At 42.3% G+C, this 24,573-nt stretch carries 29 protein-coding genes and 1 tRNA gene; 13 read left to right on the top strand and 17 right to left on the bottom strand.

The genetic code is table 11. The features are described 5' to 3' along the window. The gene (locus JMX70_RS03215; RefSeq protein WP_201589457.1) at window positions 1-681 is read left to right on the top strand and encodes a M48 family metallopeptidase; all 681 of its coding nucleotides are present in this window, start codon (window positions 1-3) and stop codon (window positions 679-681) included. A gap of 81 nt (window positions 682-762) precedes the next feature. After that, the gene (locus JMX70_RS03210; protein ID WP_201589455.1) at window positions 763-1,368 is read left to right on the top strand and encodes a methyltransferase domain-containing protein; all 606 of its coding nucleotides are present in this window, start codon (window positions 763-765) and stop codon (window positions 1,366-1,368) included. On the opposite strand, the gene JMX70_RS03205 is transcribed toward JMX70_RS03210, so the two are convergent. Next, on the bottom strand, window positions 1,346-2,020 hold the full coding sequence (locus JMX70_RS03205; RefSeq protein ID WP_227671146.1) for an HD domain-containing protein: 675 nt from the start codon (window positions 2,018-2,020) through the stop codon (window positions 1,346-1,348). The two genes, JMX70_RS03210 and JMX70_RS03205, sit on opposite strands and share 23 nt — an antisense overlap. A gap of 54 nt (window positions 2,021-2,074) precedes the next feature. After that, window positions 2,075-2,983, bottom strand: coding sequence for a hydrogen peroxide-inducible genes activator (locus JMX70_RS03200; RefSeq protein ID WP_201589453.1), 909 nt, complete (start codon window positions 2,981-2,983; stop codon window positions 2,075-2,077). A gap of 275 nt (window positions 2,984-3,258) precedes the next feature. Between JMX70_RS03200 and ahpC the strand changes: the two genes are divergently transcribed. Together ahpC and JMX70_RS03190 are read left to right on the top strand one after the other, a co-directional pair. Further along, the gene (gene ahpC, locus JMX70_RS03195) at window positions 3,259-3,825 is read left to right on the top strand and encodes an alkyl hydroperoxide reductase subunit C (protein ID WP_201589451.1); all 567 of its coding nucleotides are present in this window, start codon (window positions 3,259-3,261) and stop codon (window positions 3,823-3,825) included. Window positions 3,826-4,290: 465 nt separating this feature from the next. Continuing rightward, complete coding sequence (locus JMX70_RS03190) at window positions 4,291-5,160, top strand: glucose 1-dehydrogenase (RefSeq protein ID WP_191690340.1); 870 nt, start codon at window positions 4,291-4,293, stop codon at window positions 5,158-5,160. 184 nt (window positions 5,161-5,344) lie between these two features. On the opposite strand, the gene JMX70_RS03185 is transcribed toward JMX70_RS03190, so the two are convergent. After that, complete coding sequence (locus JMX70_RS03185; protein WP_144296708.1) at window positions 5,345-5,593, bottom strand: YdcH family protein; 249 nt, start codon at window positions 5,591-5,593, stop codon at window positions 5,345-5,347. Window positions 5,594-6,107: 514 nt separating this feature from the next. Between JMX70_RS03185 and ahpF the strand changes: the two genes are divergently transcribed. Continuing rightward, complete coding sequence (ahpF, locus tag JMX70_RS03180) at window positions 6,108-7,685, top strand: alkyl hydroperoxide reductase subunit F (protein WP_201589449.1); 1,578 nt, start codon at window positions 6,108-6,110, stop codon at window positions 7,683-7,685. Between the two features lie 101 nt (window positions 7,686-7,786). Here ahpF and JMX70_RS03175 read toward each other — a convergent pair whose 3' ends face one another. The 4 genes from JMX70_RS03175 to JMX70_RS03160 all read right to left on the bottom strand — a co-directional run bounded on the left by JMX70_RS03175 (window position 7,787) and on the right by JMX70_RS03160 (window position 10,850). Continuing rightward, a complete protein-coding gene (locus tag JMX70_RS03175; RefSeq protein ID WP_201589447.1) occupies window positions 7,787-8,119 on the bottom strand; it encodes a TIGR01244 family sulfur transferase in 333 nt (110 codons plus the stop codon). An 81-nt stretch (window positions 8,120-8,200) separates the two neighbouring features. Further along, on the bottom strand, window positions 8,201-8,527 hold the full coding sequence (locus tag JMX70_RS03170; RefSeq protein WP_200661803.1) for a beta-lactamase hydrolase domain-containing protein: 327 nt from the start codon (window positions 8,525-8,527) through the stop codon (window positions 8,201-8,203). A 186-nt stretch (window positions 8,528-8,713) separates the two neighbouring features. Beyond that, window positions 8,714-10,423: a SulP family inorganic anion transporter gene (locus JMX70_RS03165; protein ID WP_144296705.1), complete on the bottom strand. Its 1,710-nt coding sequence runs from the start codon at window positions 10,421-10,423 to the stop codon at window positions 8,714-8,716. Between the two features lie 55 nt (window positions 10,424-10,478). Beyond that, on the bottom strand, window positions 10,479-10,850 hold the full coding sequence (locus tag JMX70_RS03160; RefSeq protein ID WP_320158245.1) for an ArsR/SmtB family transcription factor: 372 nt from the start codon (window positions 10,848-10,850) through the stop codon (window positions 10,479-10,481). Window positions 10,851-11,173: 323 nt separating this feature from the next. Between JMX70_RS03160 and JMX70_RS03155 the strand changes: the two genes are divergently transcribed. Then, window positions 11,174-12,040, top strand: coding sequence for an MBL fold metallo-hydrolase (locus tag JMX70_RS03155; protein ID WP_201589445.1), 867 nt, complete (start codon window positions 11,174-11,176; stop codon window positions 12,038-12,040). A 167-nt stretch (window positions 12,041-12,207) separates the two neighbouring features. Beyond that, entirely contained in the window at window positions 12,208-12,645 is a 438-nt protein-coding gene (gene trxA, locus JMX70_RS03150) for a thioredoxin (protein WP_201589442.1), read from the top strand. Window positions 12,646-12,757: 112 nt separating this feature from the next. Here trxA and JMX70_RS03145 read toward each other — a convergent pair whose 3' ends face one another. The 4 genes from JMX70_RS03145 to JMX70_RS03130 form a co-directional block, all read right to left on the bottom strand. Next, complete coding sequence (locus tag JMX70_RS03145; protein WP_144296702.1) at window positions 12,758-13,159, bottom strand: hypothetical protein; 402 nt, start codon at window positions 13,157-13,159, stop codon at window positions 12,758-12,760. Window positions 13,160-13,256: 97 nt separating this feature from the next. Continuing rightward, window positions 13,257-13,616, bottom strand: a complete 360-nt coding sequence (locus JMX70_RS03140; RefSeq protein WP_068407573.1) for a SirB2 family protein — start codon at window positions 13,614-13,616, stop codon at window positions 13,257-13,259. 80 nt (window positions 13,617-13,696) lie between these two features. Then, window positions 13,697-14,023, bottom strand: coding sequence for a BolA family protein (locus JMX70_RS03135; RefSeq protein WP_404814800.1), 327 nt, complete (start codon window positions 14,021-14,023; stop codon window positions 13,697-13,699). A gap of 226 nt (window positions 14,024-14,249) precedes the next feature. Beyond that, the gene (locus tag JMX70_RS03130) at window positions 14,250-15,062 is read right to left on the bottom strand and encodes a M48 family metallopeptidase (protein WP_068407582.1); all 813 of its coding nucleotides are present in this window, start codon (window positions 15,060-15,062) and stop codon (window positions 14,250-14,252) included. Window positions 15,063-15,567: 505 nt separating this feature from the next. Between JMX70_RS03130 and JMX70_RS03125 the strand changes: the two genes are divergently transcribed. Then, a tRNA-Gly gene (locus tag JMX70_RS03125) sits at window positions 15,568-15,642 on the top strand. Between the two features lie 184 nt (window positions 15,643-15,826). Here JMX70_RS03125 and JMX70_RS03120 read toward each other — a convergent pair. From JMX70_RS03120 to JMX70_RS03110, 3 genes are all read right to left on the bottom strand, one after another. After that, window positions 15,827-16,177: an IS630 transposase-related protein gene (locus JMX70_RS03120; RefSeq protein WP_192529622.1), complete on the bottom strand. Its 351-nt coding sequence runs from the start codon at window positions 16,175-16,177 to the stop codon at window positions 15,827-15,829. A 178-nt stretch (window positions 16,178-16,355) separates the two neighbouring features. Further along, window positions 16,356-17,261, bottom strand: coding sequence for a LysR family transcriptional regulator (locus JMX70_RS03115; protein ID WP_144296697.1), 906 nt, complete (start codon window positions 17,259-17,261; stop codon window positions 16,356-16,358). Window positions 17,262-17,418: 157 nt separating this feature from the next. Then, window positions 17,419-18,030, bottom strand: a complete 612-nt coding sequence (locus JMX70_RS03110; protein WP_200661809.1) for a YceI family protein — start codon at window positions 18,028-18,030, stop codon at window positions 17,419-17,421. Between the two features lie 435 nt (window positions 18,031-18,465). On the opposite strand from JMX70_RS03110, the gene JMX70_RS03105 reads away from it, so the two are divergent. Both JMX70_RS03105 and JMX70_RS03100 read left to right on the top strand, forming a co-directional pair. After that, entirely contained in the window at window positions 18,466-18,816 is a 351-nt protein-coding gene (locus JMX70_RS03105) for a DoxX family protein (protein ID WP_227671145.1), read from the top strand. A gap of 138 nt (window positions 18,817-18,954) precedes the next feature. Further along, a complete protein-coding gene (locus tag JMX70_RS03100; RefSeq protein ID WP_406947861.1) occupies window positions 18,955-19,674 on the top strand; it encodes a YoaK family protein in 720 nt (239 codons plus the stop codon). 110 nt (window positions 19,675-19,784) lie between these two features. Here JMX70_RS03100 and JMX70_RS03095 read toward each other — a convergent pair whose 3' ends face one another. Beyond that, window positions 19,785-20,135, bottom strand: a complete 351-nt coding sequence (locus tag JMX70_RS03095; protein ID WP_227671144.1) for a GNAT family N-acetyltransferase — start codon at window positions 20,133-20,135, stop codon at window positions 19,785-19,787. 324 nt (window positions 20,136-20,459) lie between these two features. Between JMX70_RS03095 and JMX70_RS03090 the strand changes: the two genes are divergently transcribed. From JMX70_RS03090 to JMX70_RS03080, 3 genes are all read left to right on the top strand, one after another. After that, on the top strand, window positions 20,460-21,173 hold the full coding sequence (locus JMX70_RS03090) for a pirin family protein (protein ID WP_191692533.1): 714 nt from the start codon (window positions 20,460-20,462) through the stop codon (window positions 21,171-21,173). Window positions 21,174-21,263: 90 nt separating this feature from the next. Continuing rightward, window positions 21,264-22,202, top strand: coding sequence for a pirin family protein (locus JMX70_RS03085; protein ID WP_191692534.1), 939 nt, complete (start codon window positions 21,264-21,266; stop codon window positions 22,200-22,202). A gap of 196 nt (window positions 22,203-22,398) precedes the next feature. Then, window positions 22,399-23,010: a nitroreductase family protein gene (locus JMX70_RS03080; protein WP_068407496.1), complete on the top strand. Its 612-nt coding sequence runs from the start codon at window positions 22,399-22,401 to the stop codon at window positions 23,008-23,010. A gap of 116 nt (window positions 23,011-23,126) precedes the next feature. On the opposite strand, the gene JMX70_RS03075 is transcribed toward JMX70_RS03080, so the two are convergent. Together JMX70_RS03075 and pnuC are read right to left on the bottom strand one after the other, a co-directional pair. Then, window positions 23,127-23,576 carry an Mpo1 family 2-hydroxy fatty acid dioxygenase gene (locus tag JMX70_RS03075; protein WP_201589440.1) on the bottom strand — a complete coding sequence of 150 codons (450 nt, stop codon included), beginning with the start codon at window positions 23,574-23,576 and terminating at the stop codon, window positions 23,127-23,129. 159 nt (window positions 23,577-23,735) lie between these two features. Beyond that, window positions 23,736-24,494: a nicotinamide riboside transporter PnuC gene (gene pnuC / locus JMX70_RS03070; RefSeq protein WP_201589438.1), complete on the bottom strand. Its 759-nt coding sequence runs from the start codon at window positions 24,492-24,494 to the stop codon at window positions 23,736-23,738. Window positions 24,495-24,573: the final 79 nt, after the last annotated feature.

Raw genomic sequence — 24,573 nt, 5'->3', positions numbered from 1 at the left:
ATGAATGTGCCGTCACATTATGATTCGCCCTTATTAAATAGCGCTATACGTTGTTTGGCGCAAGCGGATATTGAGCTACACATCAGCAAAAAGCGCGTTAAAAATATCAATTTTCGCTTAAAACCGCATAAATTAATGGTCTCTGTACCCATATCTCTTAGCTCAGCGCAAACTGTTCAGGCGATAGAGAAACGCGTGCCTTGGGCAATCGCCAATCATGCGCACGTATTAGAACGCTATAAACGTCAGCAAATCCCATCACAGCAATCTATAAAAGAGACTTCAACTGCCGATCGCACACTGCTATTGTGGGGCGTAGAGCAATCATTCACCTTAAACCACGATAAAAAAATTGCCTACTATCGGCAACATCTCTCTGAAGTAATGCCTGCATTATTTAATAAATGGCAACCGATTGTCGGCGCTTATGCTAATGAAATACGTCTAAAGAAAATGCATACGCGCTGGGGCAGTTGCAATACCCGCGCCCGGCGAATTTGGTTGTCCGTCTATCTGCCAGCCTATCCTATCGAATGCACCGAATACGTCATCGTCCATGAGCTGTGTCATCTGCATCATGCCAATCATAGCCGTGCTTTTTGGCAAACGGTGGCAACGGCGATGCCCGATTATCGATACTGGCATAATATGTTGGCGGGTAAAACAGGGCAGCTAGACTAAAGTAGGAGCTACTGCTAAATAACCAGATGTCATGCCTTAATCTGCTAAGATAAGGTTTTTTTATCGAAACAAGGATGTGCTATGGAAAATGTCAATCAAGCGCAGTTTTGGCAGCAGCGTTATGAAGAGGACAGTATCGGCTGGGATATGGGGCAAGTGTCACCACCGCTCAAAGCTTATATTGACCAGTTGCCTGAATCTGCTAAAGAGCAAGCGATTTTAGTACCGGGCGCGGGCAATGCTTATGAGGTCGGTTACCTGCATGAGCAAGGGTTTACCAATGTCACCTTGGTTGATTTTGCCTCTACGCCGATTGAGGCTTTCGCAGAGCGCTATCCCAACTTTCCAGCAGAGCATTTGGTCGGTGCTGATTTTTTTGCGTTATCGCCAGCGCAATATCAGTTTGATTGGGTGCTTGAGCAGACGTTTTTTTGTGCCATAAATCCTGCGCGCCGTGATGAATATGTCAAGCAAATGGCCGCATTATTGAAACCGAATGGCAAGCTGGTTGGGCTGCTGTTTGATAAGGATTTTGGACGAGAGGAACCACCATTTGGCGGCACAAAAGCTGAATACCAGCAGCGTTTTGCACCCTATTTCGATATTGAGATTATGGAGACAAGCTATAACTCGCATCCCGCGCGGCAGGGCAGTGAGCTGTTTATTAAGATGCGTGTAAAATCTTAATCTCACGCTTGATGTTTTGCCGAGCCTGCTTTTCTAACCTGTCATAATAATAATCGGTTAGGTAAAGCTTCAGGTGCGCCAATAATCCTGTTAATACTGCTCTACGTCCAACGCTATAATCTGCGTTTGAGACATGCGCATATTCTTGCCGAACCGCTTGGGCATACTGCTCATACTCAAGCCAAGATGCTCCCAAAATACTCAAATCCATATCTAGTAAATAAGCGGCATCAAAGTTCTTTTGGGCGCTTGAGCACTCAGCGAGTCTATGATTGGCCGTCATTATAATGAGCGCATAAATATGTTGGCACTGCGCTGCCGATAAATAAGGGCGTAGCGTCTCTACGGCATATTCTGCACTTTTAAGCTCATTATCTGAGCGCGTTGGCGCATATATCACGTCGTGATAAAATAGTGCCAATGCGATAATATGCGGCTCATTTAAAACATGCTTAATCTGCTCAAACTGCCTAAATAACTGCTCAATATGCTGCAAGCTATGATAAGCACGTTGGTTTTCGCTATAACGTATAGCGATATCTTGCCAAAGATTGTTAACCTTTTCTGATTCTACAGCGCTATTAATAGCTGTAAAATGCTGCGCAAAAACCTTACCAAGCTCAGTCTCTATGTGCGCAAAAGCCTTTATCATTTAATTTCCTTATTCCTCATCCTTTTTAGCCAACTTCCATTCACCACCGGTCATTTATTTTTTATGATCTGCCTCTTCAAATGCTTGTTTAAATAATTGCCCAAGCAAATTAACATCATCAACGCGGGCATAGTTTAAGCGGGTGACAAAAGCGATATGACGATGTGGCCCTTTTTCTGCTAATGGCACTGCGACCGCATTTTGGTTTTGCAAATGCAGCTGATCGAGCGCCATCTCTGGCACCAAGGTCGTGCCCATATTGGCAAGCGCCATTTGTATTAGGGTGTTTAAGCTGGCATCAGAAAAGCTTGATTTCATTTGCGCGCGGTCGAAATGACAGACGGTTAAAGTTTGATCGGTCAGACAATGGCCTTCGCCAAGTAACATCAGATTGGCCGTTGCTAGCTCATCGGCATTAATTTTTTCAAGCTTGGCATGGACGTCATCCCGTGGAAAGACAGCAAAGAAATCTTCCGCCCAAAACTCAAAGGTATGCAAACCATCGACCGCATAAGGCAATGCAATAATGGCGGTATCAATATGACCATAGCGCACTTGCTCAAGCAAACGTTCGGTTTGCTGCTCGATAACGGTCATGCGAAATTCAGGGTAGTGTTTGCGCAGCGCAGGTAGGACTTTTGGCAGCAGATAAGGGGCAATCGTCGGAATGATACCAACCGTCATCGGGTACGCAAGCGGTGATTGATGGCTGTGCGCACGCGTAGTCAAATCATTGACTTCAGAAAATATACGCTGCGCCCGCGTCAAGATATCTTCACCGATAGGCGTAATCAAAACTTGCTTATTATTACGCTCAAAAATCTGCGTATCTAATTGTTTTTCTAACTCGGCGATACCTAAACTCAGTGCTGATTGTGAAATATTACAGTCTTCTGCTGCCCGTTTAAAATGACGATGTTTGGCAACTGCTAAGGCAAACTCAAGTTGACGTAAAGTAATCATAAAACCTCTCTATTAATGGGTTTTGGACGCCATTTGTTTTGGGCGTTTATCTTGTGTACTATAGCAATTTAATGCCGATGTTCGTATAAAAAAAGCCGTTAGAATAGTTTAACAAGTTTAATAAAACAAAACATCACATTAAAAACTTTTAACTGGATTAACCATAGAATTCGCGTATAGTTTGTCTTGTAACCCAGTTAATGAGTGGGTTAATCAAAACCTACAGCCATAAACACAATTAACTTAACAACAATCAATCAAAAAAGGAGCCAATCATGGCGTCAATTATCAATCAAGAAATTCCAGAGTTTTCAGCAGAAGCGTTTGTAAATGGTGAGTTCAAAACCATCACTTCAGAAGACGTAAAAGGCAGTTGGGCCATCTTCCTATTTTACCCAGCTGACTTTACCTTTGTTTGCCCAACTGAACTTGAAGACATGGCAGCCCATTACGAAGAGCTTAAAGGCCTAGGCGTAGAAGTGTACTCAGTATCAACTGACACACATTTCACTCACAAAGCATGGCATGATTCTTCAGACGCTATCGGCAAAGTCACTTATCCAATGATCGGTGACCCAACTGGCCGTATCACTCGTGGCTTTAATGTCATGATCGAAGAAGCCGGTTTGGCAGAGCGTGGTACTTTCTTAGTAGACCCAGACGGTAAAATCCAAGTCGCTGAAATCCATGCAGGTGGTATTGGCCGTAGTGCAAAAGACATGCTACGTAAAGTAAAAGCGGCACAGTACGTTCGTGATAACGACGGCGAAGTTTGCCCAGCAGCTTGGGAACAAGGTCAAGACACCCTTAAACCAAGCCTAGATCTAGTTGGTAAAATCTAAGGATATACTTAGATAACTGACTATTTAGACTAGCGAAAAGATAAGTATAAAATTTAATAGTAAGTTTTCGTTTTTAAAAGAAAACGCTATTAAATAATGACTTAAGAACGCCCCATTGGCTTTGATTGATGGGGCGTTTTTTTGTCTATTTTTTATAGGCAGATATTTAGAGATAGATAGTGTTAGGACAAGATTACAGGCTGTCTACAGATTGTCACCTAAGTTCATTCGATTTTTATCACAGAATGCTTATGATTTAAAGATATCTACTTCAACATCCATTTAAGTAGCATTATAAGCGTCATTAGTAAAAACGATACATCAATAATTTGATTACTTGCGATCAGGTTGAATGTTCTTTGCTTGCTGCCATCACAATAGAGGCGACGAAACACTCATCCCAGTCGCACAGAAATGGTTTTACATTTAACCTATTATATAAATCGGTAATGAAAAGAGGATATTATGAGTAACGATAAATCATCTGCTAAAGAATTTCCGAAACAAGAACAATCGCTACCAGGCTCGCAGCAAGAGCAGCACCCAAGCCCTAAGGTGCTGCCAAAAGAATATCCAAATGGCAAGCTTGCTGGGAAAGTTGCTATTATCACTGGCGCTGATAGCGGGATTGGGCAAGCAGTAGCAATATTATTTGCCAAAGAAGGCGCGGACGTAGTGGTCAGCTACCTATGTGAAGATGACGATGCCAAGATGACCAAAAAGCACGTAGAATCTTACCAGCAGCGCTGCTTACTGGTGGCGTCAGATTTATCAGAAGAAGCTAACTGTCAAAAGCTAATCGATACTGCCATCGCTGAGTTCGGCAAAATTGATATTTTAGTCAATAACGCTGGGATGCAGGTTGAGCAAGAATCGCTCACCGATATCAGTAGTGCGCAATTTGATAAAACCATTCATACCAATTTTTATCCGCACTTTTGGTTGAGTAAATTTGCCTTACCACATATGCCAGGGGGTAGCTCGATTATCAATACCACCTCTATCACCGCTTATCGCGGCAGTGACCATCTGATTGATTATGCCGCCACTAAGGGCGCGATTTTATCTTTCACCCGTGCTTTAGCCAATAATTTAATGAGTCAGGATAAAGGTATCCGCGTCAATGGCGTCGCACCCGGTCCTATTTGGACGCCGCTTATTGTGGCGTCATTTACCCCTGATGAGATAGAGAAGTTCGGTCAAAGCACGCCGATGGGCCGCGCCGGTCAGCCAAACGAGGTCGCGCCTGCTTATTTATACTTGGCCAGTGACGACGCAAGCTACGTTACAGGACAGGTTATCCATGTAAATGGCGGCGAGATTGTCGGTGGATAAAGTGAGTAGATGAGTGCTTCATTAAGTACATAGTTAATTTAGCCAATGCTCATCGAGCGTTTATTGACTTATATTGATTTAAGTCCAATAAAAGTCGCGGCAAAAAATAGCGGCTTGGTTCGATAAGCAAGTAAGCATCGCACCAAGCCGCTATTGAATCAGTTAGCGTTATAAACTAAAGCGTTTACACCGCAGAATTGAGTTTATTTTTATCGATTATTTTATAAATCTCATCTTTTAAGTGCAGCTTGCGCTTTTTCATTTTTTCTATTTCTTCGTCACAGCTGGCGTGCGTCACCAAATCCTTATCTAGCTGGTTGATTTGCTGATCAAGCTTGGTATGCTCATCAAAAATGGTCGCAAAGTAGCTGTCTTTTTGCTTAAGTTCGCAAATAATATCTCTGTTGTCTTGCCATGTATCAGTCTTTCTCATGTTGTCATCCTTGTTATGAAGCGCAGGCTTAGTAAAGCCATAGCGCATTTTAGTTAAGAGTGCTCTGATGAATTTATATGATTGTGAGACTTCAGTCTTACCAAGCCAAATCGCAATTCAGCTCAGTTTTGAACAGGCTTGTGCGCAGCAGAAAGGGCGTTTGTTAACGACAACTAGCAGTCAATCTGCCGACCGGTAAATAAGAGTGTTTCTTATTCGCCTCATCTGATTGTAGCGAAAAAATTTACCCGATACCATGACTGTCATGGATTTTCTTTGATTGGTGGTTTTAAAATTAAATAGTAATATCTATATATGATTTGTTTTATTAAACATAAAGTTTGAGTTTATCGGCTTGCGTGGTACGTCCAAAGCCTTGATAATAGACGTATCAAAGGTGGTAAGCCAAGTATTTATGGCTTTTTAAATCAGATACTTAGCTTGTCACCAAACCCTATTCAAATGTGCAGCGATATAGCTGACGTTACATATCTGATAATAATGAGGAACAAACATGATAGATCAAGGTTTATTAGACGCAGTCAAAAGCTATAGTGAAAACATGACCCGCCCCATTACCTTTGTATTGGGTAGCGGCGAACATAGCAAACGTGCTGAGCTGATTGATTTTTTGACTAAAATCGCTGGCACCACAGATAAGATCAATTTTGATGCAACAGCAACTGATAACAGCTTACCAAGTCCGATTAGCTTTAAAGTCGTCAGTCATATTGATAATGCATTGACCGATACGGGGATCGTTTTTAGCGGTATTCCGGGTGGCCATGAGTTTACCTCGTTGATTTTGGCGATTTTGCAAGCGGGCGGTCATACCTTAAAACTGGATGAAGGGATTCAAAAGCTGATTAAGCGCTTTAATAAGCCGCTACAGTTTCAGACTTATGTCTCTCTGTCTTGCCACAGCTGTCCGGATGTGGTGCAAGCGCTGAACCAATTTGCGCTGCTCAACGATGACATCAGTAATGAGATGATTGATGGTGCCTTGTTTCAAGAGCAAGTCGAAGCCAATAATATCCAAGGTGTACCAGCGGTATTTTTAAATGGTAAACCTTTTGCTAATGGTAAAATCGATACGGCTAAATTGATTGAGAAGTTACAAGAGCAGTTCCCTGATTTATTGAGCGAAGTGGCTGATGACGCTGAGCAGTTAGAGCAGCAAGACGTAACGATTATCGGTGCAGGCCCTGCTGGTGTGGCGGCGGCGATTTATACCGCGCGTAAAGGCCTAAAAGTTACTATGGTCGCCGACCGAATCGGTGGACAAGTGAAAGACACGCAAGATATCGAGAACTTAATTTCTGTGCCTTTAACAACCGGTAGTGAGCTGTCAGCGAACTTTGAAAAACATTTGCACGAATATGACATTACGCTCAAAGAGCATGTCAGCGTCAAAGAAATCAGTGAAACTGAAGAAGAAAACTACCGTATTCATCTCAATACTGGTGAGACGTTTGAGACGCGCAGTATCATCTTAGCGACCGGAGCCCAGTGGCGTAAGCTTGGTGTTCCCGGTGAAGATGAAAACGTGGGTCAAGGCGTAGCCTACTGTGCGCACTGTGATGGTCCATTCTTTAAAGGTAGGGATATTGCGGTCGTTGGCGGAGGTAACTCAGGTATCGAGGCAGCGCTAGACTTGGCAGGTATTGTTAAACACGTGACCGTCCTTGAATTTGCCGATGATTTAAAGGCGGACCAAGTACTGATTAATAAAGCCAAAGAGAAGAGTAATATTGATATTATTACTAGTGCTGCAACGCAAGAGATTAAAGCGCAAGATGGTAAAGTGACTTCGCTTGTTTATCAAGATCGTAGCAGCAGCGAAACCAAAGAGCTAGATACGTCAGCGGTGTTTGTGCAAATTGGTTTGGTACCAAATACTGAGTTTGTCAAAGGCTTTGTTGATTTAAACCGCTTTGGCGAGATTGAGATTGACGAGCGCTGTCGCACCGACCGCAAAGGTATCTTTGCTTGTGGTGACGTGACCACTGTACCATTTAAGCAAATTAACATTGCCATGGGCGAAGGTTCAAAAGCCGCATTATCAGCGTTTGAATACTTGGTGATGCAGTAAAGTTTTGCTTTAGCTTTTATTAAAGTTTTAAACCCCTAAAATCTACTAAGGTTTTAGGGGTTTTGTTTTTTTAAGCAACTACAATTTTATTCAGGACATCATTAATCGTCTAACAAATCCATACGCTTTGCTGCTTCATAGATACCCGTTGAGCGGTTACCGGTACGGCAAAAAATCAGTATAGGCTGCTCAGCTTGGTTAAAAAAGTCAGCAAATTCTTCAACATGGTTTTGATTGAGCTCGCTACCGGCGAAAGACACTTCTTTATAAGCAAGACCTGCTTTTTTAGCGGCAGCTTCAATCTCAGCACTGGTTGGTTGGTTTGGTTCTTCACCATCTGGACGATTGTTAATAATGGTCTTAAAACCATTTTCAGCAATCATAGGTACTTGATCAGGGGTGATTTGTCCGGTAAAACTTACTTCATGGCTCATAAGAGCTCCTTTTTATTTTTTAGCGTAAAAACGAAAATTTTGCGCTTGGATTAAAATATTTCAATAAAGCCTATCTGCTTTCTATAGTAAACCTTGCATCAGTGCACTTTGATAGAGCAATTTGGCGCGTGCACCCGTACCGCAAAACATCAGGATGGGTTTTGGCATGCTGCGATAAAAGGCGGCAAACTGCTCGACAGTCGCCATGCTTAAACGCTCATCATCGAACGGTAAATGCTGATAGTTAAGGTTGGCCTTTGCCGTTGCACTGGTAAAGTCACAGCTATTAGGCTGCGTCTCTGTCTCAGCATCAGGTCGAATATTGAGCACAGAGCGGTAGCCAAGCTCAGCAATCTTGACGCATTGGCTTGGGTAAATTTGCTTATAAATGGTTAAATCATCGGTCATAAGTTTTTCGGTCGCGTATATTAAATGGCGTAAGGTTTTGTCTATTTCTAGATTCTGTAAATTTTAATGGCTTATTACAATCTAGCATAACAAAGTGGTCATCATAGCTATATTTTGTCACTGATGTTTTCTCAAAAGCACTTTCTGTCAGGATTAAATTTAAGCGAAAAATTGATTAGCTATAAGCTAATTATCTTTTAGCGCATTGACCGCATCCATGGTGCTTAAATAAACCTGCCCTGATAGATGGGTTATGACTGGTGTATGCTCGATAATATCCATCACCGGTCCCTTAATAAAGCTAAAGCTTAAGTGCTTTTTTTGATTCAATAGCTCTTGATTGAGGCTGATAAGCATCTCTTGTCCGGTCAAGTCAATATGATTGACCGCTGACATAATCAGGATAACCTCATGCGCATCGGGGTACTGCCGCGTCGCTTGTATGACGCTGCGATGCACGGATTCACTATTGCCAAAAAACAAGCTCTCATCGATACGCAGCATCAATAAATTGCTAAAGGTCACCACATCATGACGATTGATATTACGAAAATGTCCTGTACCCGCTAGCTGACCGACGACTGCGACATGCGGTTTGCTTGATTGCCAAATAAGGCTAGCAAACGACACCATCAAACCGATGACTAAGCCAGTATTTAACCCAAATATCAGCACCCCGATAAATGCCGCCAAAAAGCTCGCCGCATCTAAGCGGTCGCGTTGCCATGCTGACCTTAAAGTCGCCATATCAATGAGACCGATAATTGACGTCATAATAGTCGCGCCCAAGAGGGCGTAGGGCAGAGGCGCTAATAAATGACCAAAAGCGATTAACGCCGCAATCATAACCAACACAGTGACCAGACTTGCGACTGGCGTTTTGGCGCCTGAGTCGGCATTAATCGCCGTACGTGAAAAGCCGCCAGCAATGGTAAAGCTCTGAAAAAAGCCTCCAGCCATATTGGCCAGACCCAGTCCGGTTAACTCACGATTGGCATCAAAGGTTTCACCGCGCAGGCGTGCATAGTTGCTGGCTACTGAGCTGCTTGAAACAAAGATAATCAACGCCATTAAACCGGCGCTCGGTAATAGATTGAGCGCTTCATGAAAATCTGGCAAGTACGGCAGGGTAAAGCTAGGCAGCCCTTGCGGAATAGTACCAATTGTCGCTACGCCGTGCGTTGTCCAATGCAAACTCATACTTAATATAATGGCAAGAGCAAGCAAAATAAGCGGAAATAGACGCTCAGCCCATTTTGCATAAGAGGCTGACAACCAAGAGCGCCAGACCCATTTACTCGCATAGCGATTAGCAAATAATAGCGTAAATGCAATCACGCCGATGATCAAGGTTAGCGGATGCAGCTGGTGGCCATACATCTGCATACTCGATAAATAACCGATAAGGCCATTACCTGCAATAGGAATCCCCGTCAGATACTTAAGCTGACTGACAAAAATCAATACCGCCGCGCCACTGATAAAGCCTGCCGATACGCCGCGACTGATAAACTGCATAATCCAGCCAAGCTTCAGCCTTCCCGCCAGCCATAACATCGTGCCAACCATCAAAGACAGTAAACTGGCCATTAATATATATTGCTGCGTGCCATCATTGGCATAAGGGTGCAAACTACTGGCTGTCATAATCGCTGTAATGGCGACAGGCCCTACGGCTTGGACATTGCTCGAGCCTATCCAAGCATATACCAGCACGGGTACAATGGCCGCATAGAGTCCATAGACCGGCGGCAACCCTGCTAGCACCGCATAGCCTAGGCTTTGCGGAATGACAAGCACGCCAACGACTAAGCCCGCGATGATGTCAGTCGGCAGGGCAGACAGCTGATACTGACGTAACCAAGTAGGAATCAGACGAGCAGCGATAGAAGGCATGGCGATATGTCATCACGATAAGAAAGTTAAAAATAGTTAAAAACCAAACGCGCAGTTAGGCGTCTGTTTTGGCACAAAAGCGCTCATATAATAACTGCAATACCGATAATGCGTCCTCACTTGCGATACTATAGTAGATTTGCTTACCTTCACGGCGAGTAGTGACCAGCTCGTCTTTACGCAAGATACCTAGCTGCTGCGATAAACTTGGCTGACCGACACCGACCAAGCCCTCAAGCTCACTGACACAGTATTCGCCTTGGGTCAACTGACATAAAAGTAATAAGCGATCAGGATGTGAGAGCGATTTTAATAACTGGCTGGCTTGCATGGAAGCTTGTTGCATTTGCTCAGCAAGGTCTTTGGGCGCAAAGTCTGCGACGCTGGCAGATGTAGGCGTGCTAGTGGTATTGGTAGTTGTGCTCAATGCTGAAGTTGAAGTAGTCAGAGCGAGCTCCTTATAAAAGATATAAATGGAAAAAGCAGAGTTTCTAGATAAGTTATGGATATATATAGTTAATTATCAATGATATTGCGATTTATAGCAAGTTATCATTATTTACATTATATAAATTGATAAAATGTATAATGATTGCTATAGTGCTGGTAGTGATAGGCAGAAGCATAGGAAATACAAGTCGCACTAGGGATAGATACTATAGATCAGCAGCAAATACCATAAATAAATGCCCATTATACGGAACAATATCTTAAAAACTAAAACATTCCTATACAAGTAAAGAGGTAGCCATGCAAGTTCATTCTTTCTTACATAGCGACACAGAGACTTACACTCACGTACTCGCGGATGTGCAACAGCAAGTGTGTGCCATCATCGATCCTGTACTGGATTTTGATGCCAAATCCGGACATACGGATACCGCGAGTGTAGATGAAGTGATAGCGTTCGTTCGAGAGCAGGGCTGGACGCTGGTTTATATTATAGAAACCCATGCTCATGCCGACCATATATCAGCTGCTATCCATGTAAAAGATGAGCTTGGCGGTAAACTGGTCATCGGGCAATATATCACCGAAGTGCAAAAAATATTTAAGCAAATGTTTAACTTTGATAGCAGTTTTCGTACCGATGCCAGTCAGTTTGATATCTTGACCGATGAAGGCGAGACCTTGAAGCTTGGCGGTATTACGATTACTGCTATGTATGTGCCTGGTCACACCCGCGCGGATATGGCGTATCTTGCCAATGATGATGAAAAAACCGTGGTCTTTGTCGGTGATACGCTATTTGCTCCCGATGTTGGTACAGCGCGCTGTGACTTCCCCGGAGGCGACGCCAAAACCCTGTATCAGTCTATCCAAAAATTGCTCGCACTGCCTGACGAAACCATCATATATCTGTGCCATGATTATCCGAGTCAAGGTCGCAAGCATTGTCCAACCACGACGGTAGCTGCGCAAAAGCTCGGTAATATCCATGTCAAAGAGGGCATCAATGAAGCCGAGTTTGTCGAGATGCGCGAGCGCCGCGATGCCACGCTAGAGATGCCGCGCTTGATTATCCCGTCAGTACAACTCAATATCGATGCCGGTCATTTTCCAGAACCCGAAGACAATGGCACCCGTTATCTAAAAGTGCCACTTAATGCGCTTTAAGCGTCAATTATATTTAGATAAACAAAAAAAACTGGCAAGAAGTAGATAAATACAATTAAGCAAAAAGTTACGCAAGCACAATACGTGCAACGGTTATCTTGATGCTAGTCTATTTATAAGAGCGTTACTAAGACGCCCGCCGCTGTTATTTCTAAAGGAGTTGTATCATGAGTGAGCAAAACTCTCATCTAGTCTGTCCGCATTGCAGTGTCACCAATCGGGTACCTGCAGCGCGCCTTAATGCCGCACCAAACTGTGGCAAATGTGGTCAGCCATTATTAACGGCCACTCCACATGAACTCAATGCGCAAACGGTTAGCAAAGTTATTCAAAAAAATGAGGTATTGACCATCGTTGATTTTTGGGCGAGCTGGTGTCAGCCGTGTCTAATGATGGCTCCGCAGTTTAAAGCCGCAGCCAGTCAGCTACCACAAGTGGTGTTTGCTAAAATACAAACCGATAAATATGAGCAAGCGGCGGCACCTTATAATATCCGTAGCTTGCCGACGATGGTGGCCTTCAAAAACGGCAAAGAAATTGCGCGCCAGTCTGGAGCCTTACCAAGCGCTCAAATCGTACAGTGGGTAAGAAGCTTAAATTCTTAATCTCAGACTGAGTTACTGCTCGTCATGATTACAAACCAAAAAGCCAATATGCTTATCGCGTATTGGCTTTTTTTGTAAGAGACTTTCAAAGCTATGAAACAGGTATGAATGATTACTCACCATAAATCTTAATACCATTGGCAAAGCTACAGCGCTGTATACGAGCCGATTGGATAATGGCATCACGCTCACCATAAAGTCGCGATAATTTGGCATCACGGGCTTTGGTATTATTACTTTTACCCACGCCAAAGCTGATATTAGGTGAGATACCCCAACGTCCAGCGGAAACCCCAACGCCGACACCTGAGGCGGCTATGGTAGATTGCTCATTGCGCGCTGCATTGACATAGCGATTAACACGGCTATATTCTTGGCTTAGTGCTTGGCAGTCATAACTTTGGTAGGTGCTTGGTGGTACGTATTGCGGAGTAATATTACCTGTTGAGGCGCAGCCTGAGAGAGCAAAAACGCCAGCTGTGGCGAGTAGTGTTGCTGCAGTAAGAGTTTTCATAATGGCTCCATAAGGCGACGTTGGGAGGTTGATATCTATTTAAGATAGCAAAAAAATAGCGATTAAGATATTGAAAAAATATGTCTTTTAGTCCCGACTAAAACAAATTACCCGGCTTGGTAAAGGCGAGTACCAAGATACCAACATAGGCAATACCCGCGATAAGAATGCCGGTTTTTCTTTGACTAGGCGTGGCTTTATCATTAAAGGCTTTAATACTGGCACTGAGTGCGGCAACCAATAAGATAACTTTAGCAAATACCCACTGTACTGGCGCATTGACACTCATAAGTTGTACCAGCATGCCAGCCCCTGAGATAATAATGACGGCATAGAGAATATGGGTCGATATTTTTACCGCAAATGGTGGCTTTTTGTTTGCGCTTAGTACCACATAGCTTTGGTATAAAAACAGCGCAATCAACAAGACGGCCATGAGCATATGTAGATGTTTCATTGGATAGGGTTTCCTTTAAAGGTGCCGTTTGCCAGCTTATCTATGTTATTTGGGAATAGCGTTAAGACTAATTTTTGAGACTAACTTTTATTTCGCCCTGCGCATAATGGGCTGTCAGGGCTTTGGCCTTGCCATTCTGTTGGCGTATAAGCATGGATAGCCAAAGCGTGGATTTGACCACCTTGTGAGGTCAAAAGTGGATTTGCTAGATTGTACACGAGCTGATGACGCGCCACCAAGCGTTTGCCTTCAAAGGCATCGCTGACAATCGTCAGTTTAAAGTGACTTTCTTTGCCGTCAAAATAACCGGCATGGTTCATTGATTCATTCACCAGTTCAATATGCTGTGCTTGCAGGGCTTGTAGTTCATTATTTAGGGCGTCTGCAGTCGGCGTATTTGTTGTCATAGTTATCCTCGTCATTTTAATACTTGGCCTTTTAATTGGCTGATGGTACTTATTATAGCAGACCCTGATATTTATACTGCAAGGCTCTACAAAGCCATCTATATCAGTAAAGAGCGGATTATTGATACGCATAAAAAAGCAGAGCGCAACCTTATTACGCTCTGCTTTTATCGTCCATTATTGTCGTCTATTGCTATTTACTATGAATACCATTTGCCATTAAATTTTAACGACGTGCTTTTTGATATAACGGCATTACCTTAGGCATCAATGATTGCAATTGCGCAATTCGGTTGCTGCTGGTTGGGTGAGTACTCAAAAATTGTGGTGGCTCACCTTGACTGGCGCGTTGCATTTTTTGCCACAAGGTAATCGCGGCTTGCGGGTTGTAACCTGCACGTGCCATCAGCTCAAGACCGATTTGGTCAGCTTCTGCTTCTTGCGTGCGGCTGTGCGGACGGCTTAAACCTAAGTCTCCTGCAACGTTAGCAAGCTCAGCCTGACCTTGCGATAGACCAAAAATACTGGCTGCGACACCGATACCCGTTTGCGTGGCATATTGACGCGATAAGCGCTCGCGTGAATGCTCACGTAGGGCATGAGACATCTCATGACCCATAATAGCGGCGATTTCGTCATCGCTAAGATTTAAGCGATCAATGATACCGGTGTAAAACATAATCTTACCACCTGGCATCACAAAGGCGTTCAAATCGTTAGACTTAATGGTGTGAACTTCCCACTTCCATTTCGCTGCGTCAGGACGATAAACGCCCACTTGGCCAATCAAACGGTTAGAGATATTTTTTAAACGATTGAGCTGGGCCTTATTGGTATCAAGCAAACCGCGTGCGCGTGCTTCTTGAATATTCTTATTGTAGCTTTGCGCTGATAGTTGCTGTACTTGCTCGCTAGAAACCAAAAGCAACTGCTGACGGTCAACGCCGACAGCGCCGGTACTGGTGGTACTTGAGCAACCAGTCAGGGTCAATGCCGACAAAGATGCCGCCATGATGGTGGTGGTAAATAGCTTCTTCATAAAACGTCCTCGCTGTAAATATATAAAAAAATTAAACAATATTGAAATTAAAAGGGTCGCGGTAAAGATGGTTTTTTATTAAAAAAGGTTAACTGATTAAAAACTTGTCATGCCTGCTGATCTACCGAAACGATAAAGCTCTACCGCAACTATCTATCGTTAGGCATAAGTATAATAATGTTGGCAAGTGAAAACCTAGACAGAAAAAGTAACAATAGGCAGTAGGATTGTAAATACGTTAAGTGCAAGTTTGCTACGCGTTTATAGTAGGCGTCATAAAATTTGCTACGATTTCTAAATATTTTAAATTTATAGCGTTATTATTAGGAATGAAAATAGTAATTGAAATCAATAATATATATGTTTTCTTGCCTTGAAAACCACTCAAAGCTTCAGTTACAGGCTAAAAAATTGAAAAAAGCTATTGACACCTACAGAATATTTGCTAAAATAGCCAGCCTATCGAGACGTAGTCGTTGTTAACAATATTACGATTTGATATTTAGCGGGATTAGCTCAGTGGTAGAGCACAACCTTGCCAAGGTTGGGGTCGAGAGTTCGAATCTCTTATCCCGCTCCAAATATAGCTTGCAAAAGCACTAAAGCCTTACTTCTTATAAGAAGTAAGGCTTTTTTTTATATTTTAAATTTAGCACTTAACATTTAAAAGGCACGTTTGCAGCGCTATTAAAAGCTTATAGATATACTAAAAACCCCTGCCTTATAAAACGATGGGATAGCCTTGCTGCTTAAAGTGCTCAAGCTTATTCTGATACGCCGCTCTTTTGATCGGACAGGCTTTTGGATGTTCTAAAGTCTTTTTTTTGACTGATGCCTAGGCGCTTTAGGGCATGATGAATGCCTGTTTTACTACAGTTCAAACGACGTGCTCGCTCGTACTGATAATCATCAGGATGTTCTTTGACATCATTGAGTAGCACGTCATCTGGTATTTTATAGGGTTTGGTTTGCCTGGTTGTTTTACTATGAACACGTCTCTTCCAGTTTTGTATGGTGGTTGGGCTGAGGTTATAGAATTTAGCTGCCTCGGCAAAGGTCATACCCTCGTCTAAGCTTTTTAGTACTTGTTTGCGGAAATCTAGTGAGTAAGTCATGGTCTTTATAATAACAATTGAATTTGTTAATTAGTTTATAACATTTTTAAGTAGGATTGACTATAAATCCATGTCGCATCTCCTTATGACTGATGGATAACTTAAAATCATACTAGCAGTGTAGTTTTAGAATTTATAGCGACTTAAAAAAACTGCTCAGTGTGCCAAATTGGTTTTATTAGAATTTATCCCAATAAGGGTCATCACCAAAACGCTCGGCAATAAAATCAATGAGATAGCGACAGCGCTGCGACAAAAAGCGATTTTTCGGGTAGACCGCATAAGCGTTTAAAGTGGGCAGTTGGTACTGCTGCATAATGGGCACCAGCTTACCACTGGCTAGGGTTTTATAAGTGATGAAATTGGGCAAAAAAGCAATACCGTGTCCCTTTACCGCCATATCGCGCAAAAAATCGCCGTTATTGACTTTTATTTTTGAATTGATAGCGACTTGATGTTTTTTGCCTTGCTCGTCTATCAGCTCTATCGTGCTAGATTTACTCAGACCGTATTGTAAAAACGCATGCTTGGCCAAATCTTCTATGGTTTTTGGCGTGCCTATTCTAGTCAGATATTCAGGACTTGCACATAAGGTATAACGAATCAGCGCCAGACGTTTGGCTTGATAACTTGAATCTTGCAGCTCTCTAATCCGAATCGCTAATTCAAAGCCTTCTTCGACCAAATCGGTATGGCGGTCAGAAAAGTTTAATTCAAAGTTCAGATTGGGGTGCTGATTGGCATATTCATCGATGACATCGTTTAAGTGCATCAAGCCAAATGACAAAGGTGCAGTCATTTTTAAGGTGCCCTCGATACGTGTCGGCGCGCCACTGGTTTCCTCGTTTAGCGCGTCCACTTCGCTGAGGATATTACTTACCTTTTGGTAATATTGCTCGCCAGCTTGGGTTAAGTTTGATTGGCGCGTGGTACGGCTAATCAGTTGACTGCCCAAACGCGTCTCTAAATCCTTGAGTCGGCGGCTTACTGCTGATTTAGCAATATTAAGTTGCTCGGCAGCCTTAGTAATGCTACCCGCCTCGACAATACGCACAAACATCGCCATATCTTCTAGTTGTCCCATCTTAGCTACCTCCTTACTGTTATTTGGCTGTTATTATTTAGCGGTTAATCATATAAAAAATAAAAGACCGAGTTAAAAACCCAGTCTTTTTATCAATAACGCCAAATAGTTTAGACTGTGTTCCGTATAAAATACGGTTCAAAGTCGTCAAGCCGTCTTATTTAAGATCGGCTTTTTTACTGCCTTCTACTTGAACGACCAGTTTAATGTCTTTCATCATACCGCCATCGGTAAAGGTATTGATACCCCATTTGGTTCTATCAATCGTGGTTTCAAAATCACCACCGCACGCTTCAGCTTTTAATAAAGGACTGTCATAACAGTTAAATTTAGTGGCCGTTAAAGTGATTGGATGCGTCTGACCTAGCAGGGTTAAATCGCCTTTGACCGCTTTGACTTTATCGCCGTCAAACTCCCATTTAGTCGATTTAAAATAAGCGGTTGGGTGTTCTTTTACATTGAAAAAATCGGCAGATTTAAGGTGACCATCAAACGCTTTAATACCTGTGCTCAAGCTGCCCATCGGGATGGTAATACCGACAAAGCCTTTTTTCTCTTTAGGCGCGTACTCAAGCGTACCCGATAGATTATAAAAGCCGCCAGCGTTGGTCGTGGTACCAAAGTGATCGACGAAGAAACGTACGGCGGTATGTTTGGAGTCAAGATCATAAGTTGCAGCGTGACTTAGTGTGCTAAGCAAACCAAGCGTACCGATAGCAGCAAAAGTAATTGCGCGGTTTGTTTTTTTAATAGAATTTATAGTGATCATAAATCATCCTTTTTAGGTAAGTAAGTAGAAGCTAGCGTTAAGTATGTCTTACATAATAACATAATGAGTGTAGCAAAAAATTAGGATATTAAACGCTAAATGGCATCGAAAAATGTTTCTTTCTGTGGCGCTTATCTCTAGCGTCTAATAGTATGGCTAAAATGCTAACTGTCTTAATAGTGAGCATAAATAGCACGTAACGCTATTGTCGTTTTTAATATTGTACCAGTAGAATTGCTATTTGACTGTTCTCTAAAAGAGAACTTATATTTGCGATTATCTTGGTTTATCTGCTATTAAGCAACGACTACAATAATGCCATCATTTAATCGAACAAAAGTCTTTTGGGTAAAATTTTTATAATGATGACTTTTATGTTATTGGAGAATACTTATGGATAAGCTGTAAGAGCTGAGCGCCCCAATTGGTCGCTTATTGTTATCGATGATCTTTATCTTTTCTGGCTTTACTAAAATTACTGGCTACGCGGCCACCCAAGGTTACATGGAATCGATGGGCGTACCTGGTATGCTATTGCCTTTGGTCATTGCTGTTGAGCTGCTTGGCGGTATCGCAATTTTATTAGGCTTCAAAGCGCGCTTGGTGGCGATTTTAATGGCTGGTTTTAGCATTGTGTCGGCGCTACTTTTCCATCAATTTTGGATTGATGAATCACAAATGAACCCGTTTATGAAAAATATTGCCATGGCAGGCGGTTTCTTGATGATTTTTGCTCATGGACCAGGCTCATATTCAATTGATAACAGTCATACGCGCAGAATCTAGTAGAGTAAATGGTTTAAACAATATCATCTTATGATCATAATCAAGGAGCCCCTATGAGCGCATCCATAAATATCGCATTAATTATCGGTAGTTTGCGAAAAGAATCCATCAATCGTAAATTTGCAAGCCAGTCGTCGTGTGCCTAATCCTATCTCTGCAGAGGCTGCCAAGCCGCCCAGTTTTTGGCAGCGACACCAAACGCCCGTATTATTAACCGTGGTCGGCGGTGCGATTGATACCATTGGTTTTATCACCTTGTTTGGTTTTTTTACTGCCCATGTCACGGGTAACTTGGTGATGGCTGGTAGTGGCTTGGTGAAAGGTGAGGCGGGTTTATGGATTAAACTTGCCGCTTTACCGTTGTTCATTTTAACGGTTATGGTCACCAAGATATTTATTGACCATAGTCAGAATAAACAACTGACCTTGAGCTATTTATTTTTAGCAGAAGCGGCTTTTTTGACCGCATTTATGGTGGCTGGGCTTTATTATCAGCCGTTTGTTGATGCCGGCGATATTACCGTAGCAATAACGGGTGGACTCGGTCTCATTGCACTGGCGATTCGTAATACCGCTAGCAAGACAGTGATTAAGCACATGAGCCCGACGGTATTGATGACTGGAAATACCACGCAACTGGGTATCAATTTGACTGATTATCTCCTTAACCGAAACGCCGATAATGGCAAAAAACTGGCACACAGCTCAGTATTGGTGTTTAGCTTTTTAGTTGGCGCGTTAGTCGGTGCGCTGCTATATACGCAGCTGAGTTTTTGGGCTGTAGGTTTGTTTGTATTGCCCGTGCTGTATTTATCAGTGATGGCACGCGATAAAGAATTCTTAGCGCATATCGCTTAAGGAATACTACCAATAATAAATCTCACCTAAACCATTGCCAATAAAAAACGCCCTAGCTTTATTGATAGGGCGTTTTTTTGCTTGCTGGTTAAGCACTTATGTATCGCTATTCAAGGCGTAGCGTTATGAAATACTGAATTGTCTTGGTACTCTGGATGCTTGTCAATATAAGACTTTACATAAGAACAAGTTGGTTTCACTCGCAGGTTTTTCGCCACTGCATCATCCAAAATATATTTGACCAGATAGCTTGCAATGCCTTGACCACCTAACTCTGCTGGCACTTCGGTATGTTTGTATTCAATACCTTTTTCGCCGGCGCGCGTGGTGAAAAATTCATAATCCTCTAAAGCGATTTTGTCATCGATATGAATCTCAAAACGCTTCTTCTCGGAATTATTAATAACTTCATAATGTAATGGTTGTTTATTCCCCACATCTGTCTTTGCCATATCTGACATGGTTAAATTTCCTTATATCGTATGATTAACATTTTCTAGACTTAATTTACACCTGCTCGCGTTACTTTTTTCATCACACTTTTATCGTAACTTTGGTCATAGTAACAGCTCATGCTAGTTGTACTGTTATGAGTATACAGAGTTCTGTTATAAATATATTACCTTAACTTTATGATGATATTGTTCTAAAAATAAGAATAGTCAATTGCGAATATCGTTGTTTATCTGTTAGTAGACAACAATTATAATAGTTTCATTGTTTAAACGAGTTAATGAATGTCAAATTCTAAAACCGTTTAACTTACTAATAATTAAGGATACATTATGAGAACCATCTATCATGCAGCGGATTCTCGTGGCGATGCCAACCATGGTTGGTTAAAAAGCAAGCATACCTTTAGCTTTGCCAATTATCACAATCCAGAACGTATGGGCTTTGGGGCGCTACGTGTTATTAATGATGATTTTGTCATCGCAGGTCAGGGTTTTGGTAAACATTCACATCGCGATATGGAAATTATCAGCATTCCTTTATCAGGCAAGCTCGGTCACGGCGATAACATCGGTAATAATGGCATCATTGAAACCGGTGAAATCCAAGTCATGTCGGCGGGCACGGGTATCACCCACAGTGAAATGAACGCCGATGACCATGAAGCGGTGAGTTTTTTACAGATTTGGGTCATTCCAAACAAAATGAACGCTGAGCCTCGTTATCAGCAAATCCGTATGGATGAATTGATGAAGCCAAATGCGTTTAACCAAATTTTATCGCCTAATAGCGATGATGCAGGCGTGTGGATTCATCAAGATGCTTGGTTTAGCATGGGTGATTTTGATAAAGGCGTGACAGAGACATATCAGCTTAAAAATCCTAACAATGGCGTCTATATTTTTGTCATTAGCGGTAAAGTCGTTATAAACGGTAACACTTTGGATACCCGCGATGGTCTAGGTGTTTGGGATACCAAGAACTTTACGATGGATGTCCTCGATGGTGCTAAAGTATTACTAATGGAAGTACCTATAAACTTTTAAGACTAAATGAGCTTTTAATGCCAAATAATAGACATTAATTTTTATCTTTTGGTCACACTAGATTCTATATCACATCATAAGAGGTAAATTATGAGTATTGAAACCCTAGAGCCGCGCTTAGCAGATGTGGGCGGCATTCCCATTGCTCGTCTGTTACCCAATAAAGGTAAGCAGCCAATTGGTGCTTGGTGCTTTCTAGACCATGCAGGTCCTGCTGAATTTAGCGAAGATGAAAGCGGTATGCAAGTCGGTCGTCATCCGCACACCAACCTGCAAACCTTTAGCTGGATGCTAAATGGTGAAGTACTGCACAAAGACAGCTTGGGTAATAAGCAAGTGATTACCAAAAACCAAGTCAACGTCATGACAGCAGGTACTGGCCTTACCCAAGGTATCAGTCATACAGAGCAGAGCGTTTTTCCTGATACCGGTGGTTCGGCAGATGCCGCTCGTGGTCTAAGTATGGTACAACTGTGGATTGCGCTACCGACCGATCAACAAATCGAACGCAGTTTCCACCATTATCCAGAGCTACCGACATGGCGTGAAGATAACGTCGAGATGGTATTGACGACGGGCAGCTATGACAGCGTCACAGGTAAGCGCTATGAAGCGCCAACCATTCAGTACTCAAAAATGGTCGGTATCGACGTTTACTTTTTAGAGGATGGTGAAGTTACGCTTAACCTAGAACCGGGTTTTGAATATGGTATCTTGGTGACAGAAGGACAGATTGAGTCTGAAGGCAAAATTTGTGAGCAAGATCAATTGTTCCGCTTCCACGATAGCGACGTTGCCAATAATAAAAGCATCAAGCTAGTCGCCAAAAAAGGCACCCGTGTGATGTTTATCGGCGGTGAGCCATTAAACAATCAAGTGCTGCTGTGGTGGAACTTTGTCGCCGACAACAAAGAAGAGATTGAGCAATCTATCATCGACTGGAACAACGGTCATGAGCGTTTTGGTAATATCGACTCAGACATGAAACGCTTGCCAGCACCAGAATTACCGCAAGGCTTTAAAGGTTAGTTTGTTTAGTTTATTTTGGTTTTCATAAACTATTAATAAGATATAATTACAAAAAGGAAGTATTGATTAAGGTCAATCTTTCTTATAATACAGCAGATTTGTTGATAGTACGGTTGCTTGGTATTACCCATTAATCGTACTCGTATTCATTAGCTTCTAATCACTAATATTCCTAATAAATAATATGGAGAAAACTATGTCAGACCTAAAAACATTAGAGAAATTGGCAGAAAAACGTCGTTCAGTTTATGCTTTGAGCGATCAATTACCCGTTTCAAATGATGAAATCGTCAAGTTGGTTGAACATGCGGTTTTACATACGCCATCGTCATTTAACTCGCAATCAACGCGTATCGCTGTTTTGTTTGGTGACGACCATAACAAGCTTTGGCAATTAACCGAAGATACCCTACACGATATCGTCGATAACGAAGAGCAATTTGCGGCGACCAAGCAAAAAATGGATGGCTTTAAAGCAGGTGCTGGTACTATCTTGTTTTTTGAAGATCATAGCGTCGTCAGAGACATGCAAGCTGCTGCGCCTTTGTATGCAGACAAATTTCCAATTTGGGCGCACCAAACCAATGCGATGCACCAGTACATTATTTGGACGGCGTTAGCCAGTATTGATGTCGGCGCCAACTTACAGCATTACAATCCTATTATCGACAAAAAAGTCGCTGAAGAGTGGAATATCGATGAGCATTGGGAGATGAACGCGCAATTGGTATTTGGCGCTATCGAACAACCCGCAGGCGACAAGGAATTTAAGCCTCTCGAAGAGCGTATGAAAGTATTTGGTAAATAAGCTATTTTTTAAAATAGCTAGCAATTAGAAAGAGCGCCACTCAATGGATTATTGGGTGGCGCTCTTTTGTTTGTATTAAACGGGAAAGTTAAAATAGTAACAGTATTAAATACCGTTTATTGAGCTTTTTTACGGCGCATCAAGCTATTAGCTACCCATGCTGGACCAATCAGCAAGAACTGCAAATCTTCAAAGAAAGACGGTTTTTTGCCTTCAATTTTATGGCCAACAAATTGTCCAACCCAAGCAACCACAAAGATAGCTGCCCAAACCTTAAAGCCCCACGGCAGTAGCGTCATCACTGATAAGCAAATGAGAATAAATATGCCCATTGCCAAAAACAGCGGCGTCGATAAACGCATATAAAATATTAAAACTAAGGCGCTCATCACCAAGGTGAACCAGACCGATAGCGACATGCCCATGCCTAAGATACTGACAAAAATGGTTGGAACACAGAGCCAATGGATTTTTTTATTGACTAGGTTTTGATGGCTGACAGAATATTCACTGAGCCATTGCTCAAGTGTGCGTTTTGACATACGGCCTTGACGGGTACGAGACATACTAACCTCCTTGTTAGCAAATAAATTTATTCTTACCAGTTGTAGCACTAATTGGCACAACCTGCCATTTTATCTGGTAAACCGCACAGTCAAAACATACTATCTTATTAACCTCATTCGTCTGTTTTTCAACTTTTTATGTTTTACCAAAATTATCCCTTAACGTACTGGTTGGGTTGACTCTCTAGAGTCTTGCTCGCTGCGATACCATTCATACAGTCCGACAAATGAATTAACTTGGTAAACCATGGTTTGAATGGCAAAGATATAATTGCCCGACATTAGGTTAACGGTTAGCCAAACGAAATTGGATAAAATCCATAACCACCAGTTAAATGAATAACGCAGAATCATCGCTGCCTGCGCAGTGATAGACAGCACAAAAGCGATAACATTAATCCAAAAGAAAGAGATAAAGCCCAAAAACTTACTATTATCATCTTCAACGACGGCGTAACCATAGCTGGCAAGTAAGTTATTTACTGTAGGAAACAGCGCCAAACCGATGACCATAAAAGCGATGGTTAATAGCCAAATCCAGCGACTGGCAGATTTGGGCACCATATCGCCGTCTGCATCGGTGTGCTTTGACCAATAAAAAATGCCATAAACGTGACTAAAAAAGTTAAATAGCGGCGCTAGCATCAAACCAACTGCGCCCGCGGTTGCTTGTACCACAAACTCCCCAGCGGTTGCCGCCATCCCAAAGCCATTACCCAAGATGTTTTTGCGAAACGATAACGACACCACGCACACCAAACCAATAAAGGAGACCGCTAAGTAAAACCAATCAAGGGTATTGTGTTCGGTGGTCAGCCAAAAGCCTGCTGACAAGGCGATAACGCCGCAAATAAACCATAGGACAATCCATTGTAGCGCCCATTTTCCGGTAATATTGTCTAGTAGTTGAATACGCATAATGTCTTTTTCCCCAAAGTATGAAAACTATCATCGATTTTTCTTATTTTAGAATTTTTTTTTAACAGCATTTTTTTAT

The sequence above is a fragment of the Psychrobacter pulmonis genome (assembly GCF_904846465.1).
In the GTDB taxonomy this organism is placed as follows: Bacteria; Pseudomonadota; Gammaproteobacteria; order Pseudomonadales; family Moraxellaceae; genus Psychrobacter; species Psychrobacter faecalis.
This window is presented reverse-complemented; position numbering and strand designations above follow the sequence as displayed.

Bases quoted from the DNA above. Each gene is read 5' to 3' on its own strand.
- JMX70_RS03215 (WP_201589457.1), top strand. From the start codon at position 1: ATGAATGTGCCGTCACATTATGATTCGCCCTTATTAAATAGCGCTATA.
- JMX70_RS03210 (WP_201589455.1), top strand. From the start codon at position 763: ATGGAAAATGTCAATCAAGCGCAGTTTTGGCAGCAGCGTTATGAAGAG.
- JMX70_RS03205 (WP_227671146.1), bottom strand. From the start codon at position 2,020: ATGATAAAGGCTTTTGCGCACATAGAGACTGAGCTTGGTAAGGTTTTT.
- JMX70_RS03200 (WP_201589453.1), bottom strand. From the start codon at position 2,983: ATGATTACTTTACGTCAACTTGAGTTTGCCTTAGCAGTTGCCAAACAT.
- ahpC (WP_201589451.1), top strand. From the start codon at position 3,259: ATGGCGTCAATTATCAATCAAGAAATTCCAGAGTTTTCAGCAGAAGCG.
- JMX70_RS03190 (WP_191690340.1), top strand. From the start codon at position 4,291: ATGAGTAACGATAAATCATCTGCTAAAGAATTTCCGAAACAAGAACAA.
- JMX70_RS03185 (WP_144296708.1), bottom strand. From the start codon at position 5,593: ATGAGAAAGACTGATACATGGCAAGACAACAGAGATATTATTTGCGAA.
- ahpF (WP_201589449.1), top strand. From the start codon at position 6,108: ATGATAGATCAAGGTTTATTAGACGCAGTCAAAAGCTATAGTGAAAAC.
- JMX70_RS03175 (WP_201589447.1), bottom strand. From the start codon at position 8,119: ATGAGCCATGAAGTAAGTTTTACCGGACAAATCACCCCTGATCAAGTA.
- JMX70_RS03170 (WP_200661803.1), bottom strand. From the start codon at position 8,527: ATGACCGATGATTTAACCATTTATAAGCAAATTTACCCAAGCCAATGC.
- JMX70_RS03165 (WP_144296705.1), bottom strand. From the start codon at position 10,423: ATGCCTTCTATCGCTGCTCGTCTGATTCCTACTTGGTTACGTCAGTAT.
- JMX70_RS03155 (WP_201589445.1), top strand. From the start codon at position 11,174: ATGCAAGTTCATTCTTTCTTACATAGCGACACAGAGACTTACACTCAC.
- trxA (WP_201589442.1), top strand. From the start codon at position 12,208: ATGAGTGAGCAAAACTCTCATCTAGTCTGTCCGCATTGCAGTGTCACC.
- JMX70_RS03145 (WP_144296702.1), bottom strand. From the start codon at position 13,159: ATGAAAACTCTTACTGCAGCAACACTACTCGCCACAGCTGGCGTTTTT.
- JMX70_RS03140 (WP_068407573.1), bottom strand. From the start codon at position 13,616: ATGAAACATCTACATATGCTCATGGCCGTCTTGTTGATTGCGCTGTTT.
- JMX70_RS03135 (WP_404814800.1), bottom strand. From the start codon at position 14,023: ATGACAACAAATACGCCGACTGCAGACGCCCTAAATAATGAACTACAA.
- JMX70_RS03130 (WP_068407582.1), bottom strand. From the start codon at position 15,062: ATGAAGAAGCTATTTACCACCACCATCATGGCGGCATCTTTGTCGGCA.
- JMX70_RS03120 (WP_192529622.1), bottom strand. From the start codon at position 16,177: ATGACTTACTCACTAGATTTCCGCAAACAAGTACTAAAAAGCTTAGAC.
- JMX70_RS03115 (WP_144296697.1), bottom strand. From the start codon at position 17,261: ATGGGACAACTAGAAGATATGGCGATGTTTGTGCGTATTGTCGAGGCG.
- JMX70_RS03110 (WP_200661809.1), bottom strand. From the start codon at position 18,030: ATGATCACTATAAATTCTATTAAAAAAACAAACCGCGCAATTACTTTT.
- JMX70_RS03095 (WP_227671144.1), bottom strand. From the start codon at position 20,135: ATGTCAGATATGGCAAAGACAGATGTGGGGAATAAACAACCATTACAT.
- JMX70_RS03090 (WP_191692533.1), top strand. From the start codon at position 20,460: ATGAGAACCATCTATCATGCAGCGGATTCTCGTGGCGATGCCAACCAT.
- JMX70_RS03085 (WP_191692534.1), top strand. From the start codon at position 21,264: ATGAGTATTGAAACCCTAGAGCCGCGCTTAGCAGATGTGGGCGGCATT.
- JMX70_RS03080 (WP_068407496.1), top strand. From the start codon at position 22,399: ATGTCAGACCTAAAAACATTAGAGAAATTGGCAGAAAAACGTCGTTCA.
- JMX70_RS03075 (WP_201589440.1), bottom strand. From the start codon at position 23,576: ATGTCTCGTACCCGTCAAGGCCGTATGTCAAAACGCACACTTGAGCAA.
- pnuC (WP_201589438.1), bottom strand. From the start codon at position 24,494: ATGCGTATTCAACTACTAGACAATATTACCGGAAAATGGGCGCTACAA.